This is a genomic window from Klebsiella sp. MBT K-1 (genome assembly GCF_002556465.1).
Lineage (GTDB): Bacteria > Pseudomonadota > Gammaproteobacteria > Enterobacterales > Enterobacteriaceae > Klebsiella > Klebsiella grimontii.
Map to the genome: position 1 here is coordinate 184,741 of NZ_PDEL01000006.1, position 21,932 is coordinate 206,672.

Here is a 21,932-nt window from a genome sequence, read left to right on the forward strand (position 1 = left end):
AACCCCCGATACGTTGCCGTATACACACTTTCCAGGCGTGCTCCTTCAGCCACTCGGACACCTCACCATATTGTTTTTCCCGTTGCTGCCGGGAACGGGCGCTAATTTAGGGAAATACGTATCTCCCGTCAATCAACTTTTTAAAAAAATCGCCCGTTTAGCCAAACTTCAAGCAACTTGCTCTCTAAATGCGCGAGAATCGATTTTTTTGTCGCCATTCCCTTTTTCACACGCTCGCCTGACGAAATTTGCTATGCTGGCAAACCAATAGAAAACAACGAGTAAAACGCGACGCTAGCCTAACCTGCCGATAGCGTCAGCTGTCAGGAGCCCTTATGGATATCATCTTTTACCACCCGACGTTCGACACCCCTTTCTGGATTGCGGAGCTGGAAAAACAGCTCCCCGGCTCGCGAGTCCGCGAATGGAAATCCGGTGATAATCAACCCGCGGACTATGCGCTGGTCTGGCATCCGCCGGTTGAAATGCTGCAAGGCCGCGAACTTAAAGCCGTCTTTGCCCTTGGCGCCGGCGTTGATTCAATTCTAAGTAAACTGCGGGAAAACCCGGAAATGCTGCCGCTGTCTACGCCGCTGTTCCGTCTGGAAGACACCGGCATGGGTCTGCAGATGCAAGAGTATGCGGTGAGCCAGGTGCTGCACTGGTTCCGTCGTTTTGATGACTATCAGGCCTTAAAACAGGAGGCGCGGTGGCAGCCGCTGGAGGAGTATCAGCGCGAGGACTTCACCATCGGCATTATGGGGGCGGGAGTACTGGGCGCGAAAGTGGCAGAAAGCCTGCAAAGCTGGGGGTTTCCGCTACGCGTCTGGAGCCGTAGCCGCAAATCCTGGCCTCAGGTAACGAGCTTTGCGGGGGAAGCCGAGCTGGGGGATTTCCTGAACGGTACGCGAGTGCTGATTAACCTGCTACCCAACACGGCGGAAACCGTTGGCATTATTAATAGCGCGCGCCTGGCGCAGCTGCCGGATAATAGCTATGTGCTGAATCTCGCTCGCGGGGTTCATGTGGTGGAAGACGATCTGCTGGTCGCGCTGGATAGCGGCAAGTTAAAAGGGGCGATGCTGGATGTGTTCAGCCGCGAACCGCTGCCGGAAGAGAGCCCGCTTTGGCGGCACCCGCGAGTGGCGATGACGCCGCATATTGCTGCCGTCACCCGGCCTCTGGAAGCCATCGCTTATATCGCTAAAACCATTGCTCAGTTAGAACGGGGCGAAACGGTCAGCGGGCAGGTCAATCGCCAGCTGGGATACTAAGCGATAGCCCCGCCTGAGCGGGGTTTTGCTGATCATGGGCGCAGATTCCTGCTATTCTTGCCACAAACAGAGAAGGAGATTGTGATGTATCCTGTTGACCTGCACATGCATACCGTCGCCAGTACCCACGCTTACAGCACCCTGCACGACTATATTGCGCAAGCAAAGCGCAAGGGGATCAAACTCTTTGCTATTACCGACCACGGGCCCGATATGGCCGATGCGCCGCATTACTGGCATTTTATTAATATGCGTATCTGGCCGCGGCTGGTGGATGGCGTTGGCATTCTGCGCGGTATCGAAGCCAATATCAAAAATACCCAGGGCGAAATCGACTGTACCGGCCCGATGCTCAACTCGCTGGACCTGATTATCGCCGGTTTTCACGAGCCGGTATTCCCTCCGCAGGACAAAGCGACGCATACAGAAGCGATGATCGCCACGATAGCGAGCGGCGCGGTGCATATCATTAGCCATCCGGGTAACCCTAAATTTCCCGTTGACATCCCGGCCATTGCCGCCGCCGCGGCGAAGCACCATGTGGCGTTGGAAATCAATAACTCCTCTTTTGTCTCGTCGCGTATCGGCAGCGAAGATAACTGCCGCGCCGTTGCGGCGGCCGTACGCGATGCCGGTGGCTGGGTGGCGCTGGGCTCGGATTCCCATACGGCATTTACGCTCGGTGAATTTAGCGAATGCCGAAAAATTCTTGATGCCGTCGGTTTTCCGGAAGAGCGAATTCTTAACGTAACGCCCCGGCGTCTGCTTAATTTTCTTGAATCGCGCGGCATGCCTGCGATTCCTGAGCTGGCTGAACTTTAATGTGAATAACTGGAATAAATGAATGAACGAGTTTTCAATCCTCTGCCGCGTGCTGGGCTCTCTCTATTATCGTCAGCCGCAGGACCCGCTGCTGGTTCCGCTCTTTACCCTTATCCGCGAAGGGAAGCTGGCGGCGAGCTGGCCGCTGGAGCAGGATGAACTGTTGGAGCGCCTGCAAAAAAGCTGTGATATGCAGTCGCTGGCCGCCGAATACAACGTGCTGTTTGTCGGTGAAGAGTGCCGCGTCGCGCCTTACCGTAGCGCATGGGTTGACGGCGCTACGGAAGCTGAAGTCCGTGGTTTCCTCACCGCACATGGCGTACCTACGGGGGAGGGGGCGGCGGATCATTTCGGCTCCTTGCTGCTGGCCGCTTCCTGGCTGGAAGATCACGCGGCGGAAGAGGAAAGCGAAGTTCTGGAAACCCTATTCGCGGAATATATCCTGCCGTGGTGCGGTGAGTTCCTGGGCAAAGTTGAAGCGCATGCCACCACGCCGTTCTGGCGTACGATGGCCCCGCTGACTCGCGAAGCGGTCTCCGCTATGTGGGATGAACTGCAGGAAGAAAATGAACAATAATTTGTGATTTACATCACAATTTAAATGCAACGCAATATTTTTAATTTCATTTAGTGTGCTCTGTGTCGCATTTGACGGGCGCGTTTCTGTTATGATACGCGCCATGAACATACTCTTCGCAATCGCATTAACGACGGGCATTCTCTCCGGTATCTGGGGATGGGTGGCGGTCGCATTGGGTCTGCTGAGCTGGGCGGGGTTCCTCGGCTGTACGGCTTACTTTGCCTGTCCGCAAGGTGGGTTAAAAGGGCTGTTCATTTCAACCTGTACGGTCATGAGCGGCGTTGTGTGGGCGCTGGTGATTATTCACGGCAGCGCGCTGGCGCCGCAGCTGGAAATTGTCAGCTATATCATGACCGGCATCGTGGCGTTTTTGATGTGCATTCAGGCGCGTCAGCTGATGCTCTCTTTTGTGCCGGGAACTTTTATTGGCGCGTGTGCGACGTTTGCCGGCAGCGGCGACTGGCGTTTGGTTGTGCCTTCACTCGCGCTGGGTCTGGTATTTGGCTACGCTATGAAAAATAGCGGTCTGTGGCTGGCGACCCGGGCTGAGAAAAATAAACCTCTTGCTAACCAAAGCAGCTGATCGTTTTTTAATGTATCCCCGTTGACATCACAAAAGGGCCCTGCGGGCTCTTTTGCCGTTTTTGGCGCCAGGTTTACCCCGTCGTTAATCTCCCCCCTGTATTCTATTTTTCCTTATATATCAAATGTTTTAACTGCACCGAAAGTCAGTGAATCGATTTTGTTATCAGATTCTAACGGATGATGTATTTTGTTTTTAAATTGTTAATATAATTAACTTGAAGTAAAAAAATATAACCCGATGCACTCATGGATGGCTGGTGCTTTTCAGTCGCTATACCGATATGCAGAGGAGTTTTATAATGAAAAAAATCAAATATGCGCCACTTGCCGCTCTGTTTATTTTACCCTGTTTTGTTAGCCCCGTGCTCGCGGAAAAGACCGTGGCCGGCGTCATTCATTTTTACGGGCGGGTGGTGGAAGCGCCCTGTCAGCTTAGTACTATAAATAACCAGATTATTATGGATTGCCCGAGGGCGGAAGCGATTAAAATTTCTGCTCAACAGCTTGAGAAAGGGAATATACACAACGAAAATATCCGTTCTGCGCAATTAAGATATATTAACCCGCAACGGACCCTCGCTATTCTGGATGTTGAGTATCGGTAACCCTCTGCCCCCAGACTTTCGTCCCGGGGGCTATCGTGCCATATTATCCTCATGTATTCATTTGAAGACGTATGCCGACAGGAGGAGAAATGGCTGTTCAACCTGAGGTTGTTCTCGGCGATATTACAACGCTTGCGGTCGAGGTTATCGTCAATGCGGCAAACCCGTCGCTGCTTGGCGGTGGCGGCGTGGACGGCGCGATTCACCGCGCGGCAGGGCCAGAACTGCTGGCTGCCTGTAAAGTGGTGCGGCAACAGCAGGGTGAGTGTCCGCCCGGTCATGCAGTGATTACGGCGGCAGGAAATTTGCCCGCCAGCGCGGTTATTCACGCCGTTGGACCCATCTGGCACGGCGGTGACAGACAAGAGGCGGAGTTGCTGGCTGACGCCTATAAAAATAGCCTGCTGCTGGCTTCGGCAAACAATTATCGTTCTATTGCATTTCCTGCTATCAGCACCGGCGTTTATGGCTACCCTAAAGAGGCCGCTGCGGAGATAGCCGTACGGACGGTAAATGCCTTCCTCACGCGCTATAACCCGCTGGAACGCGTGTGTTTCGTTTGCTTTGATGCCGAAACCGCCGGCATCTATACGCGATTACTTGAGGCAAGTCGCGCGCAACTCGGGCATCAGAATAAGATATGATAGTTTCCTGGGAACGCTGGAAATTATCATAACGGGAGAGTTATCGGTGGCTGAAGGGAAGGTTCTACAAAAACAACGGCTTCGGCGGATGGAAATCGTTGCCGCGGCGCAGAAATGTTTTGCGGAAAAGGGCCTGCACGGCGCCTCCGTAGCGGATATTGCGCGTCAGGCTGGTCTTAGCGTAGGCCAGCTATATCGCATCTTCGCCAGCAAAGAAGAGATCGTTGAAGTCATCGTCAGTGAGATCGTGAATGCCAGAGTGGGAGAAATCGTTGCCGGGAATCATGATTTAGCCCGTATGGCGTCCGTATTAGCCGGCGCGATCCCAGTGACCGGCTCTACAAAAAGCGATAATTATCTGCTGATGGAAATTAACGCCGAGGCGTCCCGAAATCCGCGCCTGCGTGAAATTATGAACCAGGCCGATCGCCGCCTGAAAGAGGAGGGCGGGCGACTAACCCGGCACTATCACCCTGAGATGTCCGCAGAGAAAATTAGCCTCGCCTGCGAATTTATCGCGATATTAACCGAAGGATCGGCCTATCGTTGCGACTTTGCGACGACTCCGACGGTAGATAAAGCGGCGATGGAAAACCTGTACCGCGATGTTTTTCAGCTGCTGTTTACACAAAAATAGCGCTGCTATGTGCGTTCCACACAGCAGCTTGCTGTTTTAACTAGCGGATATTTGCGGCTTAGCCGTCTTTTGCTGGAATTTTCCGGAGAAAAGAAAGCGCAACAGCGGTATCCGCAGATGGATTTCATACAGCACCAGAGCAATCCCGACCACAAAAACCAGCCCGGTTATAAACCCAAGGGTATTCGATTTAATGACCGGTGCTATCCACGCTCCGTAGAGCAGGGTCAGCGGGTGGTGCACCAGGTAGATAAATAGCGATGCGTTGACGAAATAGGTCACCCGCGCTGACTGGAAATTCAACAAACGGTGGCCAAGCGAAAAGACCACGTTGACCATCCATAGCCCCAACACCATGGTAATCACATACTCCGTCTCATACATCCAGCCGTCGCCAGAGCCGTACTGCTGATTCAACCGGTAGGCGATAAATCCGAGTAAAGCCGCCGCAAAGCACCATGGCGATGGGGTCGTAAACATCGTTTTCAGCCGCGCGTTAATAAACGTCTGGGCACCGAGGATAAAGAAAGGCAGATAGAACAGCGTCTGCATCACGATAAAGTTGAACAGGCCATTGCTCAGAATGGGTGGGTAGAGGATAAAAATGGTGCGGCGAATAACCGCATACAGCACGCCCAGCGCGAGAAAAATCATCGACAGCTGGCCTAATGTGACGGTGTCACCAAAGGTTGGCGCAGCGGCAGAACGCGGGCGCGTCAGCCATTTAAACATTACTACGCCCAGCGACGTCAGAACCACCAGCACTAATAAAAACCACAGATGGGAAATCAGCTCCCAGGCGAGGGTGTTGAATTTGTCATAGCCGGAAAGGGTGTGCCAGTTATCCGCCTTACCGTTGACGTACTGCAGCATAATAAACTGCGGTAGGGTCAGGAGGGGGATCGCGGTTAACATGGGAATACCGACACGCTCAACGCGGACTTTCCACCACTTCTTCAGCGGATAGCGCAGAAAAAGCATGTAGGAAAAATAGCCGGAAATCACAAAGAAGACCTGCATGCGAAAGGCATGGATGAAGTCGTTAAACAACGTCAGCCACCAGGAGGGCTCGGCGCTGTTCACATGCCAGCTATGGCTGGAGTAAATGAGCGAAATGTGAAAAGGGATACCCAATAGCATCAGCCAGGCGCGGATGCTATCGAAAAAATATTCACGCTGTACCGGAGTATTATTCATACAATATCACTACATTCTCAGACAATTCGTCTTATCACTCAACGTGATAACGTTTAAATTCTCTGCAACCCTACATGAACTCTGGTTAACTGTCTCCAGGATAAGCACGCAAAGTGCAATCGGGCCAGTGAACTGTGTATTCCCTGTGCCGCAATGCCGAACAATGCAGGGATTATGTTGTCGGAATGCCTGAGTTTCCATTAAAATAGATCGGATCGATTTAAGCACACAAAGGGGGAAGTGCTTACTTATATGAAACATAAACCACAGATGATGAAAATGCGTTGGTTAAGCGCAGCCGTAATGTTGTCCCTGTGTACTTCATCTGCATGGGCATTCAGCATTGATGACGTCGCAAAAGAGGCACAAACGTTAGCCGGCAAAAGCTTTGAAGCGCCTAAAAGTAACCTGCCCTCTGCCTTCCGCGACATGAAGTATGCGGACTATCAGCAAATTCAGTTTAATCACGACAAAGCTTATTGGAATAATCTGAAAAGCCCGTTCAAGCTCGAGTTTTATCACCAGGGGATGTATTTCGATACGCCGGTCACCATTAATGAAGTGACGGCAACCAGCGTACGTAAAATTAAATACAACCCGGACTATTTTAATTTTGGCAACGTGCAGCACGATAAAGACTCGGTTAAAGACCTCGGCTTTGCGGGCTTCAAGGTCCTGTATCCGATCAACAGCAAAGATAAGAACGATGAGATTGTCAGCATGCTCGGAGCCAGCTACTTCCGCGTGCTCGGCCAGGGTCAGGTATACGGGCTTTCTGCCCGTGGGCTGGCGATTGATACCGCACTGCCGTCCGGAGAAGAGTTCCCGCGTTTTCGTGAATTCTGGATTGAGCGTCCTAAAGCTACCGATAAACGTCTGACGATTTATGCGCTGCTTGATTCCCCGCGCGCAACCGGCGCCTATCGTTTTGTGATCATGCCCGGCCGCGATACCGTGGTGGACGTGCAGTCTAAGGTCTATCTGCGTGACAAAGTCGGTAAGCTGGGCGTGGCTCCGTTGACCAGTATGTTCCTGTTTGGGCCGCATCAGCCGTCTCCGACCACCAACTATCGTCCAGCGCTGCACGATTCCAACGGGCTTTCGATCCTTGCCGGTAACGGCGAGTGGATCTGGCGTCCGCTGAATAACCCGAAACACCTCGCCGTCAGCAGCTACGCAATGGAAAACCCGCAGGGGTTTGGCCTGCTGCAGCGCGGCCGCCAGTTCTCGCGTTTTGAAGATCTCGACGACCGCTACGATCTGCGCCCAAGCGCGTGGATTACGCCGAAAGGGGATTGGGGTAAAGGGAAAATCGAACTGGTTGAAATCCCGACCAACGATGAAACCAACGATAACATCGTGACCTACTGGACGCCGGATCAGCTGCCGGAACCCGGCAAAGAGATGAACTTCAAATACACCATCACTTTCAGCCGTGACGAAGACAAGCTGCATGCGCCGGATAACGCCTACGTGATGCAGACCCGCCGCTCTACCGGCGATGTCAAACAATCGAACCTGATTCGCCAGCCTGATGGCACCATTGCCTTTATTGTTGATTTCACCGGCGCTGAGATGAAAAAGCTGCCCGCAGATACTCCGGTAACCGCGCAGGCAAGCATCGGTGATAACGCTGAAATCGTCGAAAATACCGTGCGCTACAACCCGGTAACTAAGGGCTGGCGTATGATCCTGCGCGTCAAAGTGAAAGATCCTAAGAAAACCACGGATATGCGCGCTGCGCTGGTCAACACCGACCAGACGCTGAGCGAAACCTGGAGCTATCAGCTGCCTGCCAATGAATAAGATAACGAAGTACATCGACGCATTGCCGCTGTCGGATGCAGAAAAAAGCGCGTTACCTGACGTAAGCCTGCAGGCCGTACATGAAGCACTGGACGCTGAACATCACGTTTTTAAACGCGAAGACGACGCCCCGCTGGGGTCGGTGAAATCGCGGCTGGAGCATAGCTGGCCTGATTCACTGGCCGGTAACCAGCTGGTTAAGGATGACGAAGGGCGCACTCAGCTGAACGCCATGCCGAAAGCAAAACGCTCCTCTATGTTTCCTGACCCCTGGCGTACCAACCCTGTCGGTCGTTTCTGGGATCGGCTGCGCGGACGCGATGTGACTCCGCGCTATCTTTCTCGCCTGAGCAAAGAAGAGCAGGAGAGTGAGCAAAAATGGCGTACCGTCGGCTCTATCCGCCGCTATATTCTGCTGCTGCTGACGCTGGCGCAGACCGTTGTGGCGACCTGGTACATGAAAACCATTTTGCCCTACCAGGGCTGGGCGCTGATTAACCCTGCCGATATGGTGGGGCAGAATCTATGGGTATCCTTTATGCAGCTGCTGCCGTATGTGCTGCAGTCGGGGATCCTGATTCTGTTCGCCGTACTTTTTTGCTGGGTTTCCGCGGGATTCTGGACCGCGCTGATGGGCTTCCTGCAGCTGCTGATCGGGCGCGACAAGTACAGTATCTCAGCCTCGACCGTCGGTGATGAGCCGTTGAATCCGGAGCATCGCACGGCGCTGATTATGCCGATCTGCAACGAAGACGTTGACCGCGTATTCGCGGGTCTGCGTGCGACCTGGGAATCGGTAAAGGCCAGCGGCAACGCCGAGCACTTTGATGTCTATATCCTGAGCGATAGCTACAACCCGGACATCTGCGTGGCGGAGCAAAAAGCGTGGATGGAGCTGATTGCCGAAGTTCAGGGCGAAGGGCAGATCTTCTATCGCCGGCGCCGCCGCCGCGTGAAGCGCAAAAGCGGCAACATTGATGACTTCTGCCGTCGTTGGGGTAGCCAGTATAGCTATATGGTGGTGCTGGATGCCGACTCCGTGATGAGCGGTGAGTGCCTGAGCGGCCTGGTGCGCCTGATGGAAGCGAACCCGAATGCCGGCATCATCCAGTCATCGCCGCGCGCATCGGGCATGGATACGCTTTATGCGCGCTGTCAGCAGTTTGCCACCCGCGTCTATGGTCCGCTGTTTACCGCCGGTCTGCATTTCTGGCAGCTGGGCGAGTCGCACTACTGGGGACACAACGCCATTATCCGGGTCAAACCGTTTATTGAGCACTGTGCTCTCGCGCCGCTGCCGGGTGAGGGTAACTTCGCAGGTTCCATCCTGTCGCATGACTTCGTGGAAGCGGCATTGATGCGCCGCGCCGGATGGGGGGTGTGGATTGCTTACGATCTCCCTGGTTCTTATGAAGAGCTGCCGCCGAACCTGCTTGACGAGCTGAAGCGCGATCGTCGCTGGTGTCAGGGGAACCTGATGAACTTCCGCCTGTTCCTGGTCAAAGGGATGCACCCAGTTCACCGCGCGGTATTCCTGACCGGCGTGATGTCATACCTGTCGGCGCCGCTGTGGTTCATGTTCCTGGCGCTCTCAACTGCCCTGCAGGTGGTGCATGCGTTGACCGAGCCGCAGTACTTTTTGCAGCCGCGTCAGCTGTTCCCGGTCTGGCCACAGTGGCGCCCGGAGCTGGCTATCGCCCTGTTCGCTTCAACCATGGTGCTGCTGTTCCTGCCGAAGCTGCTGAGTATTATTCTGGTGTGGTGTAAAGGGCCAAAAGAGTACGGCGGCTTTATCCGTGTGACCCTTTCTCTGCTGCTGGAGGTGCTCTTTTCGGTGCTGCTGGCGCCGGTACGCATGCTGTTCCACACCGTATTTGTGGTCAGCGCGTTCCTCGGCTGGGAAGTGGTGTGGAACTCGCCGCAGCGTGATGACGACTCTACGCCGTGGGGCGAAGCGTTCATGCGTCACGGCTCGCAGATGCTGTTGGGGCTGGTTTGGGCGGTGGGCATGGCGTGGCTGGATCTGCGTTTCCTGTTCTGGCTGGCGCCGATCGTGGTCTCGCTGATTCTGTCTCCGTTCGTGTCGGCCATTTCCAGCCGCGCGACCATTGGCCTGCGCACCAAGCGCTGGAAGCTGTTCCTGATCCCGGAAGAGTATTCGCCGCCGCAGGTGCTTAAAGATACCGATGCTTACCTGACGCTCAACCGTCAGCGTTCTCTGGAAGACGGTTTTATGCATGCGGTATTTAATCCGTCGTTTAACGCGCTGGCAACGGCGATGGCTACCGCGCGTCACCGCCATGGGCATATTCTGGATATCGCACGCGAGCGCCACGTTGAACAGGCGCTGAACGAGACGCCGGATAAGCTCAACCGCGACCGTCGTCTGGTATTGCTGAGCGACCCGGTCACCATGTCACGGTTGCACTATCGCGTGTGGGCCGCGCCGGAGAAATACTCTTCGTGGGTAGGCGCCTATCAGCAGTTGACGCTGAATCCGCTGGCGTTAAAAACGAAGTAAGCCGTAGGTAAAGGAAAATACCGGCAATGGCGCCGGTATTTTTTTATCTGAGAATCGAGGTTGTTGATGAGAGTTTTACTGGTTATCGCAATGACGCTGCTTATCAGCGGCTGTGGTAGTATTATCAGTCGCACGGTGCCTGGGCAGGGGCATGGAAACCAGTACTATCCCGGCGTTCAGTGGGATGTCCGCGATTCCTCATGGCGCTATATCACCATTCTCGACCAGCCCTTTTCACTGGTGTTTGATACGCTACTGCTGCCGCTTGACGCCAGTCATGGCCCTTATAACTAATTAGCGTTCATCCCATTCATCGGCTGCGGCCTGGCCCTCTTCGGTATCAAGCGAGGGTTCAAGCTGAAATTCGCCTTCATCCCATTCGTGCAGCGTATTTTCTTCCAGCCACTCCTGGCGAAGCTCAATCTCATCATAATCGCCATCAAACACGCTTTGCGCTGCCTGACCGCTGAGGACAGGCAGGCATTCGCCCTGTTCATCCTCGTCGGCAAAAAATTCTGCCTGCCAGGCAATATCGCCGTCCTGGAGTACATACTTCTGAATATTTAATTGCTCGATGCTGGCGCTCTCTTCGTCGCTATCGGGATTATTAGCCAGAAACTCCTCGCGGGCGGCATCGATTGCTTCTTCAAGCGTGGCATAGAACATCGAATCCTTTGGCATGGCTAACCTCCTAAGATGAATAGAAATGAATACGATTCAATCTATAGAAGGCGGTTGGCGATGCGTCAAGGATGGGGCATTAATTTACCGAATGCGTGCCGGAACCCGTATTGTCGGTTGCTTGAGGGCGGCGAGAACGGCCAAGGGTCAGGGTCGAGTAGACCGCGTTGAACAGGACCACACCGGCGGTGACTAGAAAGACCGCCCGGAAGCCGTAATTGGCGGAAACCGACGCGCCGATAAGCGGTCCCGTAACGTTGCCGATATCGCGGAACGACTGGTTATAGCTGAAGATTCTGCCCGAGATTTGGCTGGTGGAGTTATACACCAGCAGGGTTTGTACGGCGGGCAGCAGCGCGCCGTCGGCGGCGCCTAACAGGAAGCGCAGGATCCCCAGCTGCAGCGGCGTCTGGACGAACGACATCGGTATCAGAAGCAAGACGGAAATCACCAGCGCGACGATGAGGATTTTTTCCGGGCCGATGCGGTCGCCGAGTTTCCCGAGACGAGGCGCGCTAAGCAGAGCGGCAATACCAGGGACTGAAGCGATCATGCCGCTGATGAACGCAATATCACTCACGTTGCCTGCCAGATCGCGCACGTATAGCGTCAGAATTGGAGCAATCGAGCCGGTCGCAACCTGGATAATCAATGAAGTGACAAACAGGCTCAGCACCAGCTTCGGATTTTTAAGCGACGAGAAAACGTCTTTCGCGCTGAGCATCTCTTTTTTACTGACCGCGACAAAATTCTCGCGGATGAGAAAAAGGGTAAATAAGAAACAAATAAACAGGACGCTTGCGGTCATAAAGAAGACGGTACGCAATCCCCAGTGATCGGCCAGGAAGCCGCCGGCCAGCGGCCCCAGCAGCGCGCCGCTGACGGCCCCCGTAGACAGCGTCCCCAGCGCCCAGCCGCTCTTATGGCGGGGGATTTGCGTCGCTATCAGGGCATTGGCGTTGGGAATAAATCCGCCGAGCAGGCCTAACAGCGCGCGCAGGATCAGAAATTGCCAGATATTCTGCGCCAGGCCCATTAGCAGCATGACGATTGCCATACCAAGGGCCGAGCGCAATAGCATAATTTTACGCCCTTTACGATCGGCAAGGCCGCCCCAGAAGGGGGAGGCGACGGCTGAAAATAAAAAAGTGACGCTGAAAACCAGACCTGACCACATATTGAGGGCGCTATGGCCGGTTACGCCGAGTTGTTCGACGTAAAGCGGGAGAAACGGCATCACCAGGCTAAAGGCGGCGCCGGTTAAAAAACAGCCGAGCCAGGTGACGGTAAGATTGCGTTTCCAGTTAATGGGGGTATCAGCAGACGGCATAGGATTCCACTGGCCTGCAGCGCAGGTCAAATAATTGAAAATATGAGCACACTAATTATGCGCCTGAGAAATGATTGCCGCAATGCAGGGGAGCTTTTAAAGCTAAAGGAAGGGAATTGACCCCGCATCCGTATTCGAATGCGGGATCGCCGCGCGACTGAGCGCGGAGAGAGCGCTAGTAACGAGAAGGAATGCCTTCAGGACGCGTTTTAAAGCGGCGATGCATCCACATATACTGTTCCGGCGCCATTAATATGCACTTCTCGACCACTTTATTCATCCAGACGGCGGTCGTCTCCGCATCGTCCAGCGGCGGATCGCACTCCGGCGGCAGGATAATCAGCTCATAGCCTTTTCCGTCGGGTTTACGGCGGGGCACGAACGGCACAACGCAGGCTTTAGACATCTTTGCCAGCATCCAGGTGCCCGAAGTTGTCGCGGCCTGGTCAACGGCGAAAAACGGCACAAATACGCTGGCGGAGGGGCCATAGTCATGGTCCGGCGCGTACCAGATCACTTCGCCCTTTTTCAGCGCGCGGATCATGCCTTTGAGATCCTTACGATCGATCATGTCTTTGTTGGAGCGCAGGCGTCCCCAGGTCTGCAGCCAGTCGATAACCGGGTTATCGTTTGGGCGATAGACGCCAATGCCCGGTTCATTGATACCGAACATGCGCGCGCCCATCTCCAGCGTCAGGAAATGAATGCCAATCAGTAAAATACCGCGCTTTTGCGCCTGTACGTCCCGGATATGCTCGACGCCAATAGAGTCAGTCCAGCGTGCAATACGCTTTGTTGGCCAGAACCAGGCCATACCGGTTTCCAACAACCCCATGCCGACGGATTCAAAGTTTGCCACCACCATCCGGTGACGCTCTTGCTCGCTCTTATCAGGAAAACAGAGTTCCAGATTACGATAAGCTATTTTTGCCCGCCGCTTCATCAGCCGTCTTGCAAGGTGGCCAAGACCGGTTCCGAGCCGGTAAATCACCGGATAAGGAAGCTGTACAACTAACCAGAGCAGACCGATTCCGAACCAAAGCAACCAATAACGCGGGTGCAGCAACGCTGCGGAAAATTTAGGTAAATGGGTCATCTCATACCTGTTCAATTAAGCAACGTGTTCTATTATCGCATTTTTTTATGCTTCAGCCAAAATACCGGCTGTCGATGGCATTTAATGTTAATGCGAGCAAATTTGGGTGAGAAAAATGTAGCGTAAAATGTGGGGATGTAAATTAAGCCTGTTTGCTATATGATGCCCGCCGTTTATTTTACTCATTGACTATGCCGAGCAGGTACACCATGCCAGTGTTACATAACCGCATTTCAAATGAGACGTTAAAGGCGCAAATGTTGGCTGAGACCGAGCCGCGCACGACGATCTCGTTTTACAAATATTTCACTATTATCGACCCAAAAGCCACGCGCGATGCGCTGTGGATTGCGTTGACTAAGCTGAACGTCTTTGGCCGAATTTATCTGGCTCACGAAGGAATTAACGCGCAAATTAGCGTCCCGCAAAGCCGGGTCGATGCGCTGCGCGAATTCTTATACGGTTTTGACCCCGCTCTGAACGGGCTGCGCCTGAATATCGCCCTGGATGATGACGGGAAATCCTTCTGGGTTCTGCGTCTCAAGGTGCGCGATCGTATCGTCGCGGATGGGATTGACGATCCGACGTTCGATGCGTCAGACGTGGGGGATTATCTGAAGGCCGCTGAAGTTAACGCGATGCTGGACGACCCGGACGCGGTCTTTATTGATATGCGCAACCATTACGAGTATGAGGTCGGCCATTTCGAGAACGCGCTGGAGATCCCGGCAGATACTTTTCGCGATCAGTTGCCGAAGGCCGTTGAGATGATGCAGGAACATAAAGATAAAAATATCGTCATGTACTGCACCGGCGGTATCCGCTGTGAAAAAGCCAGCGCCTGGATGAAGCATAATGGTTTCACTAAAGTCTCGCATATTGAGGGTGGGATTATCGAGTACGCGCGGCGCGCGCGCGAACAGGGACTGCCGGTTCGCTTTGTCGGAAAGAACTTTGTTTTCGATGAGCGTATGGGAGAGCGTATCTCTGATGATGTTATCGCCCATTGCCATCAGTGCGGCGCACCCTGTGACAGCCATACCAATTGCCTGAACGATGGTTGCCACCTGCTGTTTATTCAGTGCCCTTCCTGCGCGGAGAAATTCGCCGGCTGCTGTAGCGAAGCCTGCATGGAAGAGCATAAGCTGCCGGAAGAGGAGCAGAGAAAACTGCGCGCAGGACGCGAAAATGGCAATAAGATCTTTAATAAATCTCGCGGTCGTCTGAATACGAAGCTGGGGATCCCGGATCCTGAACCTTCAGAAAAACCATAACCAGATAAGATCGATGAACGCCAGCAGAAGCCACAGCGCCAGATAAATCATAAAATGTTCGCGGACGTTGTTGACCAGTAATTCGAACAGGCGACGCATAATCTCTCTCAATCAATAACGGCCTCAAGCGAGGCCGTTTTTTTAGCTCGGCTGTAAACCGTACGGCGGGCTATTATGGTTTAAACCGCGCCAGCGAAAAAGGCGACAGATCAAACTCAAACGGCTTTGCAAGCGCGAATCGTGTGGCCAGTTCGCCTAATACCGGAGCAAACTTAAAGCCGTGCCCACTCAGGCCGGTAATCAACAGCGTATCAGGGTGGCCGGGTAGCGTATCAATGATAAAGTCCTCGTCCGCGGTGTTGTCATAGGTGCAGGAAGCGCCATGCAGACAGCCGCCAATACCGGGCAACACGTTACGCAGGAAGCTGAAAGACTCGGCGCCGTCCGTTGCCACCGCACCGAACGGTTTGCGCTCCTCCGGGGTGGAAATGAGCTGCCCGCCGTTGTGCTTACCGATTTTCAATTCATTATCTTCTGCGGGAAAACCGTAAAACTGATCGCCATTCGGTAACTCGCCGGTAAACGCCGGGAAGTTATTTTTGCTGCTGTAGCGACCATCAGCCTGAAACCAGGCAAAAATCTTCCGTATCGGCTGGACCGGAAGTTCTGGCAACAGGCGTGTGACCCAGGTTCCGGCGCTGATCAGGAGTTTTTTACCGCTGTACTCGCCATCCAGGGTCTCGACGGTGACGCCGTCCGGCTGGTGGTGAATGGCTGACACCGGACAGTTGAACAGCTGGGCGGCGCCCGCTTCGCGCGCCAGACGGATCCAGGTTTCAACGGCCAGCTCGCTGCGCAGTATGCCGGATGCGGGTTCAAATATCGCCCGATAATCATCAGGTACACGAATTTCCGGCCAGCGAGTCATTACCGTCTGCGCGTCCATCTCTTCAATATTCAGCCGGAACTCGCGCGCGCTGCTGGCAACATTGCGCAGAAAGTCGGAATCGGCAGGCCCGAGGTTAATTACCCCGGTACGTTCAAAGACGGCTTCACCGCTGGCGGCGGCAAACTCATCCCACAGCTGTTGCGCGCGCAGTACCAGGGGAACATATCTTTCGCCTTCGCCGTAGGCGTGACGAATCAGGCGAGTGCTGCCGTGATGGCTGCCTTCCTGATGCGGCGGCTGATGGGCATCAATCATCAGCACGTTAAGCCCTGCCTGCCGCGCATAATAGCCTGCGGCAGCGCCGACCGAGCCGCTACCGATAATGATAAGATCGTATTGCATGGTGGGTTCCAGGTTATTGCTTTGTTAGCAGGGTAAATAACAACCTGCTGTTATACAAGCCCGAAAATAATTCAGGCACCCGGAGGTGCCTGTTAGGTGAATATTCAGACATTAGCGCTAAATATTAATGCCTTCGATACTCATTTGCCTGGTATTCGCCAGATTCAATCTTCGCAATACCTGCTTCCAGAATAGAAATAAACTGACGTGCGACGTCCGTCGTTAGCCATAGCGTCTGGCCAATTTCTGCGTCTTTACTGCTTTCTTGAGCGGGGTTTTGGTAGTGCAGGCGCAACATCAGCGCATCGTAACTATCAACGGTGCTGATGTCCCATCCGACGAGGGGATGGGTCTGGATGACTTCATTATTCTTTTCCATCATAACCCCTTATTCATATGTTAAAAGACAACAGTTCTCGAGGTTTAATGCATGTTTTTTGAAGCAAGTTAATTATATCAGTAGTCAAGAATAAACTCGAGAAATTAAATGAAATAGAGATACATACGCGCGCGGTTGCTGGTTTTTTAGGCAGGAGAGGGTGGGTTATTTGTTATTTATGAAGGTGCTAAGTAAAAGCAATAGGGGACAGTCTGAGTGTGAAAAAAATAAAAAAGCCGGGGCGACCCGGCAAAAAAAGCACAATGAGGGAGCAAATTTAATTGACTAGTCGCGGACAAACCAGTCGTCAGCGCTTTCCCAGGTTTCTTGCAGGATTTCGCTAATCCGGTCTTTGTCTTCTTTCAGGCCGCCGATAACCGACAGATTGTTATTAGCCGCGTATCGAACCGTTACCTGGCTTGATGTAGAGGGAAACTGCTGTTCAATACGACGAGAGAGTTCATTGTTCAGCGCATCTAAGGCGCCGTTGGGTAAGGCTGTTGATTTGGCGATAGAGACTTCAATACGCATAATTGCCCCCTGGATAATGTACTGTTTATTTATACAGTCTTTGGCGATCGTTTTCAACAGGGGGCGTGCGATTTATTTTTTCATCGTCCAGCGCACGGTTTCCCCGGCAAGGAACGGCACCAGCGCGTCGCCGGGCAGGGCGATACTCTCGACCACCTGGCTCTCTTCGCGCACCAGCTCAACGTAGCCCTCATTGACCGGCAGGCCATAGAAGCGCGGGCCGTTCAGCGAGCAGAAGGCTTCAAAGTGCTGTAGGGCATTCATCTCCTCAAACACCGTTGCGTAGCTGCCCAGCGCGGTCGGCGCGTTAAAACACCCTGCGCATCCGCAGCTGGCTTCCTTACGATGGCGGGCATGGGGAGCGGAATCCGTGCCGAGGAAAGCGCGCTCAAAACCGCTGGCCACCAGTTCGCGCAGCGCCTGCTGGTGAATATTGCGTTTCAGAATCGGCAGACAGTAAAGGTGGGGGCGCACGCCGCCAACCAGCATATGATTGCGGTTAAACATCAGGTGCTGCGGGGTGATGGTGGCCGCCAGCAGATCGTTACCGTCGCGCACGTATTCAGCGGCATCTTTAGTCGTGATGTGTTCGAAGACCACCTTCAGGCCAGGCAGGCGCTGGCGCAGCGGCTCCATGACCGTTTCGATAAATCGCGCTTCCCGGTCAAAAATATCGATATCAGGATGGGTGACTTCACCGTGAACCAGCAGGGGCATACCCAGCTTTTCCATGCGCGCAAGCACCGGCATGATGGCATCCGTGCTGGTGACGCCGTGGCTCGAGTTGGTTGTGGCATTGGCCGGGTAGAGTTTAGCGGCGGTGAATACGCCTTCGTTAAATCCGCGCTCCAGCTCCGCCGGGTCGAGCGTATCCGTCAGATAGCAGGTCATCAGCGGCGTAAAATCATGGCCCGCAGGGATCGCGTCAACGATACGCTGGCGATAGGCGAGGGCGGCGTCGACGGTGGTGACAGGGGGGACCAGGTTTGGCATCACGATCGCCCGGCCATAAAATTCACTGGTATAAGGCACGACGGTTTTTAACATATCATCATCGCGTAGATGGATATGCCAGTCGTCAGGGCGGCGGATTTTCAATACCTGGGATTGTGCTGTCATGGAAGGCTCCGGCTAATAGGTTCAGTCATCAGGGCTGTTTTTGCCGGGCACTAAGGATAAGCGTAAACGTTTTCCTTTGCATCAACTTCCGTAAAAAAACGGGCGCTTCAGCGCCCGAGATATTAGTTTGTGAACGGGATAATAATCTCTCCGGGCTTCACCTCAATACCTTTAGCATACTTTTTCGCCAGCGCTTCACCGGTGCTGGCATCTTCGCGCAGCACGTAGGCAGGCTGCTGATTGAAGTAGCTACGCAGGGATTGATTCAGATAAGGGATCAGCGTCTGTACCACAGACTGGAGTTTTTCCGGCTGAACTTTGGCATCGACGACCTCCATCTCCTGCAGGAAAATGGCTCCCTTTTCTTTATTAAACGCCGGCAGCGCTTTGAGCTTCAGATCGATGGTCGCTTTCTGGTTCCCGAAGAGTGAATTCAGATCTAAATTAGCCACGCCGCTTAACGTCACTTTGTTCGGTTCTTCACGGCCAATAGCGCTGGTAAGATTTTGCAGCTCAATATGGGCATCCGCTACGCCTGGCAGGCCAATATCCTTAGCGAAGTGATTACGTTTCTGCAGCGCCTGATTAATTTCCTGCTCGCTCACGGAATATTGCGTGAGCTGGTTACAGGCGCTGAGCAGGCCGCTAACAATAAGCACGGCCGCGATAAACATCTTTTTCATTGGATTCCTTAATGTCATGCCATGGGTTCATCCTGACACAAAGCAGCATGGCTCGCCAGCGCAGGAGGTGCTAGCGGAAAAGACTGAAAAAGAGGGGTATGGCAGCGAAGGGCCAACCCTTCCGCTGCCTTCAGGTTAAATAGCCATTGAGGAAAGCAGGTTGATCTGCGTCTGTTTGGCCATGTTGTCACGATAGGCGGCCACCCGGCTCGGCCAGTTCACTCCGGCAACCAGCGTCAGATTCCTCAGCAGAGGGAAGAGATGAATATCATCTTCAGAGAGCTCTCCGTTAACGGCGTTAGGCTGGACGATCGATTTATCCAGCGCCCGCAGATCGTCGCTGATGTTCTTAACCAGACCGGGGGAATGGGCGAGATGGTCGGCAAAGCTGCCGATAGCCGCCTCTTTCTTTTTTACGAAATAGGCGCGCGCCTCTGGCGTTGCGAATTCATCAAACGCGGATTTGGCAAAGCGAGGGATGAGCAAGCGGTTAGCGTAGCCGTTGACCTTCCTGAGCCAGGTTTCAATCGCCGGATTACGCGCGCCGGTAAGCAGCGGTTTGCCGTCCAGCTTATCGACGTAGTGCACGATATCCATGCTTTCCGGCATATAGCGGCTATCGTCTTTTTGCAGGATTGGCGCCATCTTCTGGCCGATCATTCGGGTTGGGGTTACTTCATCATCGTTCAGGAGCGCGATCAGTTCGACGGGGATATTTTTCAGGCCGAAAATCATGCGGGCTTTAAGGCAGAACGGGCAGTGATCGTAGATATATAACTTCACGTTTCTCCTCCATTGTTACTGAACATCCTCAATTCAGTATGGAGGAGAAACGAAGGCCCGGCAAATCAGGTACGCGGCTCCAGCATTCCGGAGGCCGAACGTTTTGGACTGAACTGCCACCACAGCGCGATAAATGTCGCGAGGCCGATAACGCCCAGCATCAGCCATGGCAGCTCCGGCTGACCTGCGGCCTTACCGGCGTCGAACAGCCAGCCGCCGCCTGCGTAGCCGAAAGCGCCGCCGAAGGCTAATCCTAAACGGCTAAAGCCCATATAGCTGCCGCGCGCTCTGGCATCCGCCAGCGAAGCGCCCAGCGTCTCGCGTGCGGGTTCAGCGATAATTGAACCTATATAAAACACGCAGATCAGCGTAAACAGCTGCTGCAGATTGCTGCTCAGGCCAATCGGCATCATCGCGAAGGTCATGATCAGCAGGCCGGCCATCAGGCGATGCTCAAGGCGGAAGCGCTTTTCGCTCCAGCGGGCAATCGGGTACAGCAGCGTCAGCGAAATGGTCGCTTCAATGGCGTACATCCATTTTACCGCCGCCGGAGAACCCGCAATATCGTTAACCATGATCGGCAGCATTAGCATCACCTGCACCGCCAGCATGTAATATCCGGTTAGCGTCAATACGTAGGTGACAAAGCGTTTGTCGCGCAGCACGCGTCCCAGCCCTTCACGAACCGGCGTTTTGACCGTCGACAGCTTCCAGGCCGGGAGATACCAGGCGTTGAATGCCGCGCAGGCGATAAACAGGGCCGCCCCGGCGCTGCACACCAGACGAAAATCATATTGCAGCAGCCAGCTACCCAGCAGCGCGCCGATCACCGCCCCTGCGCTGTCCTGCATCATCAGGATAGAAAAGAAACGTCCGCGCTGGTGCGGGCGTACCAGCTTGACCACCAGCGCCGCCCGCGGCGGATCGAACAGCGTGCCGCCAAGACCTGAGAGAATGCAGGAGAGCCACAGCACCCATGGCTCATGGGCGACGGCCATCGCCGCGAAACCGGCCGCACGCATCAGCATACCGGTGACGATCATCGGTTTGGCGCCAAAACGGTCGGCAATGGCGCCGCCAAATATCCCTAAACCTTGCTGCACCAGCTGACGCAGTCCGAGCGCAATCCCGACCATCAGCGCAGCCCAGCCCATCTGGTCGACAAAGCGAATCGAGATAAGCGGGAATACGACGAAAAAGCCAAGTACGACCAACATGTTATCGACTAACAGGAAATATTTACCCAGGCTCCTTGCCTGCGATACGCGGGACATTTCCCCTCCCGGGAAAAATAAGGATAAGCGCTGATATTCTGCGGGGATAATGGCTATTTTCCCAGCTAACTTGCGACAATATTTTTTTATCAAAATGCAAGAACGATAGAGCCTATTCATCGAAAAGCAGAGGTGGTGCAGAAAATGGTATGTTGCTGTTTTCACTCAACCGCGCAGGACAGGTATAGTAAAGTCAGCAAGTATTGCGTCTGGGGAACAGGAGAGGGGAATGTTTGGCTATCGCAGTAACGTACCGAAGGTGCGTTTGACGACGGACCGGCTGGTGGTACGGCTGGTGCACGATCGTGACGCCTGGCGTCTGGCCGATTATTACGCGGAAAATAAAGGGTTCTTAAAACCCTGGGAGCCGGTGCGCGACGACAGCCACTGTTATCCTTCCGGCTGGCAGGCGCGTTTATCGATGATTTCTGAGTTCCATAAGCAGGGCTCGGCGTTCTATTTTGCCCTGCTTGACCCGGAGGAAAAAGAGATCATCGGCGTGGCGAATTTTTCGAACGTGGTGCGCGGTTCGTTTCATGCCTGCTATCTCGGCTACTCCATCGGTGAGAAATGGCAGGGGCAGGGGCTAATGTATGAAGCGCTGACCTCGGCGATTCGCTATATGCAGCGCACGCAGCATATCCATCGCATAATGGCAAACTATATGCCGCATAATCAGCGCAGCGGCGATTTGCTGGCGCGTCTGGGCTTTGAAAAAGAGGGTTACGCCAAAGATTACCTGCTTATTGATGGGCAGTGGCGCGATCACGTACTGACGGCGTTGACGACACCGGACTGGACTCCGGGTCGCTAAGGAGAC

General features: G+C 54.0%; 25 protein-coding genes. 13 read left to right on the plus strand and 12 right to left on the minus strand.

Annotated elements, in window-relative coordinates; all coding sequences use genetic code 11:
- From CMQ96_RS28775 to CMQ96_RS10735, 8 genes are all read left to right on the plus strand, one after another.
- Positions 1-271: hypothetical protein (locus tag CMQ96_RS28775; RefSeq protein WP_217993228.1), on the plus strand; the 271-nt coding region annotated here is incomplete at its 5' end.
- Positions 272-335: 64 nt separating this feature from the next.
- The gene (gene ghrA, locus CMQ96_RS10705) at positions 336-1,274 is read left to right on the plus strand and encodes a glyoxylate/hydroxypyruvate reductase GhrA (protein ID WP_049103227.1); all 939 of its coding nucleotides are present in this window, start codon (positions 336-338) and stop codon (positions 1,272-1,274) included.
- 84 nt (positions 1,275-1,358) lie between these two features.
- Positions 1,359-2,096, plus strand: coding sequence for a phosphatase (locus CMQ96_RS10710; protein ID WP_049085353.1), 738 nt, complete (start codon positions 1,359-1,361; stop codon positions 2,094-2,096).
- A gap of 22 nt (positions 2,097-2,118) precedes the next feature.
- Positions 2,119-2,673: a molecular chaperone gene (locus tag CMQ96_RS10715; protein WP_004871244.1), complete on the plus strand. Its 555-nt coding sequence runs from the start codon at positions 2,119-2,121 to the stop codon at positions 2,671-2,673.
- Positions 2,674-2,776: 103 nt separating this feature from the next.
- Positions 2,777-3,259 carry a DUF1097 domain-containing protein gene (locus tag CMQ96_RS10720; RefSeq protein WP_004871242.1) on the plus strand — a complete coding sequence of 161 codons (483 nt, stop codon included), beginning with the start codon at positions 2,777-2,779 and terminating at the stop codon, positions 3,257-3,259.
- Positions 3,260-3,560: 301 nt separating this feature from the next.
- Entirely contained in the window at positions 3,561-3,866 is a 306-nt protein-coding gene (locus CMQ96_RS10725; RefSeq protein ID WP_004871239.1) for a type 1 fimbrial protein, read from the plus strand.
- A gap of 89 nt (positions 3,867-3,955) precedes the next feature.
- Positions 3,956-4,510: an O-acetyl-ADP-ribose deacetylase gene (gene ymdB / locus CMQ96_RS10730; RefSeq protein WP_049085355.1), complete on the plus strand. Its 555-nt coding sequence runs from the start codon at positions 3,956-3,958 to the stop codon at positions 4,508-4,510.
- A gap of 46 nt (positions 4,511-4,556) precedes the next feature.
- Positions 4,557-5,147: a TetR/AcrR family transcriptional regulator gene (locus CMQ96_RS10735; protein WP_024359559.1), complete on the plus strand. Its 591-nt coding sequence runs from the start codon at positions 4,557-4,559 to the stop codon at positions 5,145-5,147.
- A gap of 36 nt (positions 5,148-5,183) precedes the next feature.
- On the opposite strand, the gene mdoC is transcribed toward CMQ96_RS10735, so the two are convergent.
- On the minus strand, positions 5,184-6,344 hold the full coding sequence (gene mdoC / locus CMQ96_RS10740; RefSeq protein WP_004137241.1) for a glucans biosynthesis protein MdoC: 1,161 nt from the start codon (positions 6,342-6,344) through the stop codon (positions 5,184-5,186).
- Positions 6,345-6,596: 252 nt separating this feature from the next.
- Here mdoC and mdoG point away from each other — a divergent pair, with 252 nt between their 5' ends.
- The 3 genes from mdoG (at position 6,597) to CMQ96_RS10755 (ending at position 10,965) form a co-directional block, all read left to right on the plus strand.
- Entirely contained in the window at positions 6,597-8,150 is a 1,554-nt protein-coding gene (mdoG, locus tag CMQ96_RS10745) for a glucans biosynthesis protein MdoG (RefSeq protein ID WP_098066794.1), read from the plus strand.
- On the plus strand, positions 8,143-10,671 hold the full coding sequence (gene mdoH / locus CMQ96_RS10750) for a glucans biosynthesis glucosyltransferase MdoH (protein ID WP_098066795.1): 2,529 nt from the start codon (positions 8,143-8,145) through the stop codon (positions 10,669-10,671). The genes mdoG and mdoH overlap by 8 nt, the downstream gene beginning before the upstream one ends.
- A gap of 66 nt (positions 10,672-10,737) precedes the next feature.
- The gene (locus CMQ96_RS10755) at positions 10,738-10,965 is read left to right on the plus strand and encodes a YceK/YidQ family lipoprotein (RefSeq protein ID WP_098066796.1); all 228 of its coding nucleotides are present in this window, start codon (positions 10,738-10,740) and stop codon (positions 10,963-10,965) included.
- On the opposite strand, the gene CMQ96_RS10760 is transcribed toward CMQ96_RS10755, so the two are convergent.
- The 3 genes from CMQ96_RS10760 to CMQ96_RS10775 all read right to left on the minus strand — a co-directional run bounded on the left by CMQ96_RS10760 (position 10,966) and on the right by CMQ96_RS10775 (position 13,778).
- Positions 10,966-11,352: a MysB family protein gene (locus CMQ96_RS10760; RefSeq protein ID WP_004137236.1), complete on the minus strand. Its 387-nt coding sequence runs from the start codon at positions 11,350-11,352 to the stop codon at positions 10,966-10,968. It abuts the gene before it with no gap.
- Positions 11,353-11,431: 79 nt separating this feature from the next.
- The gene (mdtG, locus tag CMQ96_RS10765) at positions 11,432-12,682 is read right to left on the minus strand and encodes a multidrug efflux MFS transporter MdtG (RefSeq protein ID WP_004137235.1); all 1,251 of its coding nucleotides are present in this window, start codon (positions 12,680-12,682) and stop codon (positions 11,432-11,434) included.
- A 175-nt stretch (positions 12,683-12,857) separates the two neighbouring features.
- On the minus strand, positions 12,858-13,778 hold the full coding sequence (locus tag CMQ96_RS10775) for a Kdo(2)-lipid IV(A) acyltransferase (RefSeq protein WP_004137234.1): 921 nt from the start codon (positions 13,776-13,778) through the stop codon (positions 12,858-12,860).
- Positions 13,779-13,987: 209 nt separating this feature from the next.
- Between CMQ96_RS10775 and CMQ96_RS10780 the strand changes: the two genes are divergently transcribed.
- Positions 13,988-15,052 (plus strand): rhodanese-related sulfurtransferase, encoded by a 1,065-nt coding sequence (locus tag CMQ96_RS10780; RefSeq protein ID WP_004137233.1) that lies wholly within the window; start codon positions 13,988-13,990, stop codon positions 15,050-15,052.
- Here CMQ96_RS10780 and CMQ96_RS10785 read toward each other — a convergent pair.
- The 8 genes from CMQ96_RS10785 to mdtH form a co-directional block, all read right to left on the minus strand.
- The gene (locus tag CMQ96_RS10785; RefSeq protein ID WP_004101037.1) at positions 15,038-15,151 is read right to left on the minus strand and encodes a YceO family protein; all 114 of its coding nucleotides are present in this window, start codon (positions 15,149-15,151) and stop codon (positions 15,038-15,040) included. The two genes, CMQ96_RS10780 and CMQ96_RS10785, sit on opposite strands and share 15 nt — an antisense overlap.
- A gap of 73 nt (positions 15,152-15,224) precedes the next feature.
- Positions 15,225-16,343, minus strand: a complete 1,119-nt coding sequence (solA, locus tag CMQ96_RS10790; RefSeq protein WP_004137232.1) for an N-methyl-L-tryptophan oxidase — start codon at positions 16,341-16,343, stop codon at positions 15,225-15,227.
- Positions 16,344-16,467: 124 nt separating this feature from the next.
- Complete coding sequence (bssS, locus tag CMQ96_RS10795) at positions 16,468-16,722, minus strand: biofilm formation regulator BssS (RefSeq protein WP_004137231.1); 255 nt, start codon at positions 16,720-16,722, stop codon at positions 16,468-16,470.
- 285 nt (positions 16,723-17,007) lie between these two features.
- On the minus strand, positions 17,008-17,253 hold the full coding sequence (gene dinI / locus CMQ96_RS10800) for a DNA damage-inducible protein I (RefSeq protein WP_004101040.1): 246 nt from the start codon (positions 17,251-17,253) through the stop codon (positions 17,008-17,010).
- 72 nt (positions 17,254-17,325) lie between these two features.
- The gene (pyrC, locus tag CMQ96_RS10805) at positions 17,326-18,372 is read right to left on the minus strand and encodes a dihydroorotase (RefSeq protein ID WP_024359556.1); all 1,047 of its coding nucleotides are present in this window, start codon (positions 18,370-18,372) and stop codon (positions 17,326-17,328) included.
- A 122-nt stretch (positions 18,373-18,494) separates the two neighbouring features.
- The gene (locus CMQ96_RS10810; protein WP_004131365.1) at positions 18,495-19,055 is read right to left on the minus strand and encodes a lipoprotein; all 561 of its coding nucleotides are present in this window, start codon (positions 19,053-19,055) and stop codon (positions 18,495-18,497) included.
- Positions 19,056-19,190: 135 nt separating this feature from the next.
- Positions 19,191-19,838: a glutaredoxin 2 gene (gene grxB, locus CMQ96_RS10815; RefSeq protein WP_004131367.1), complete on the minus strand. Its 648-nt coding sequence runs from the start codon at positions 19,836-19,838 to the stop codon at positions 19,191-19,193.
- 65 nt (positions 19,839-19,903) lie between these two features.
- On the minus strand, positions 19,904-21,112 hold the full coding sequence (gene mdtH / locus CMQ96_RS10820; RefSeq protein ID WP_024359554.1) for a multidrug efflux MFS transporter MdtH: 1,209 nt from the start codon (positions 21,110-21,112) through the stop codon (positions 19,904-19,906).
- A 229-nt stretch (positions 21,113-21,341) separates the two neighbouring features.
- Here mdtH and rimJ point away from each other — a divergent pair, with 229 nt between their 5' ends.
- A complete protein-coding gene (gene rimJ, locus CMQ96_RS10825; protein ID WP_004131378.1) occupies positions 21,342-21,926 on the plus strand; it encodes a ribosomal protein S5-alanine N-acetyltransferase in 585 nt (194 codons plus the stop codon).
- Positions 21,927-21,932 lie beyond the last annotated feature (6 nt).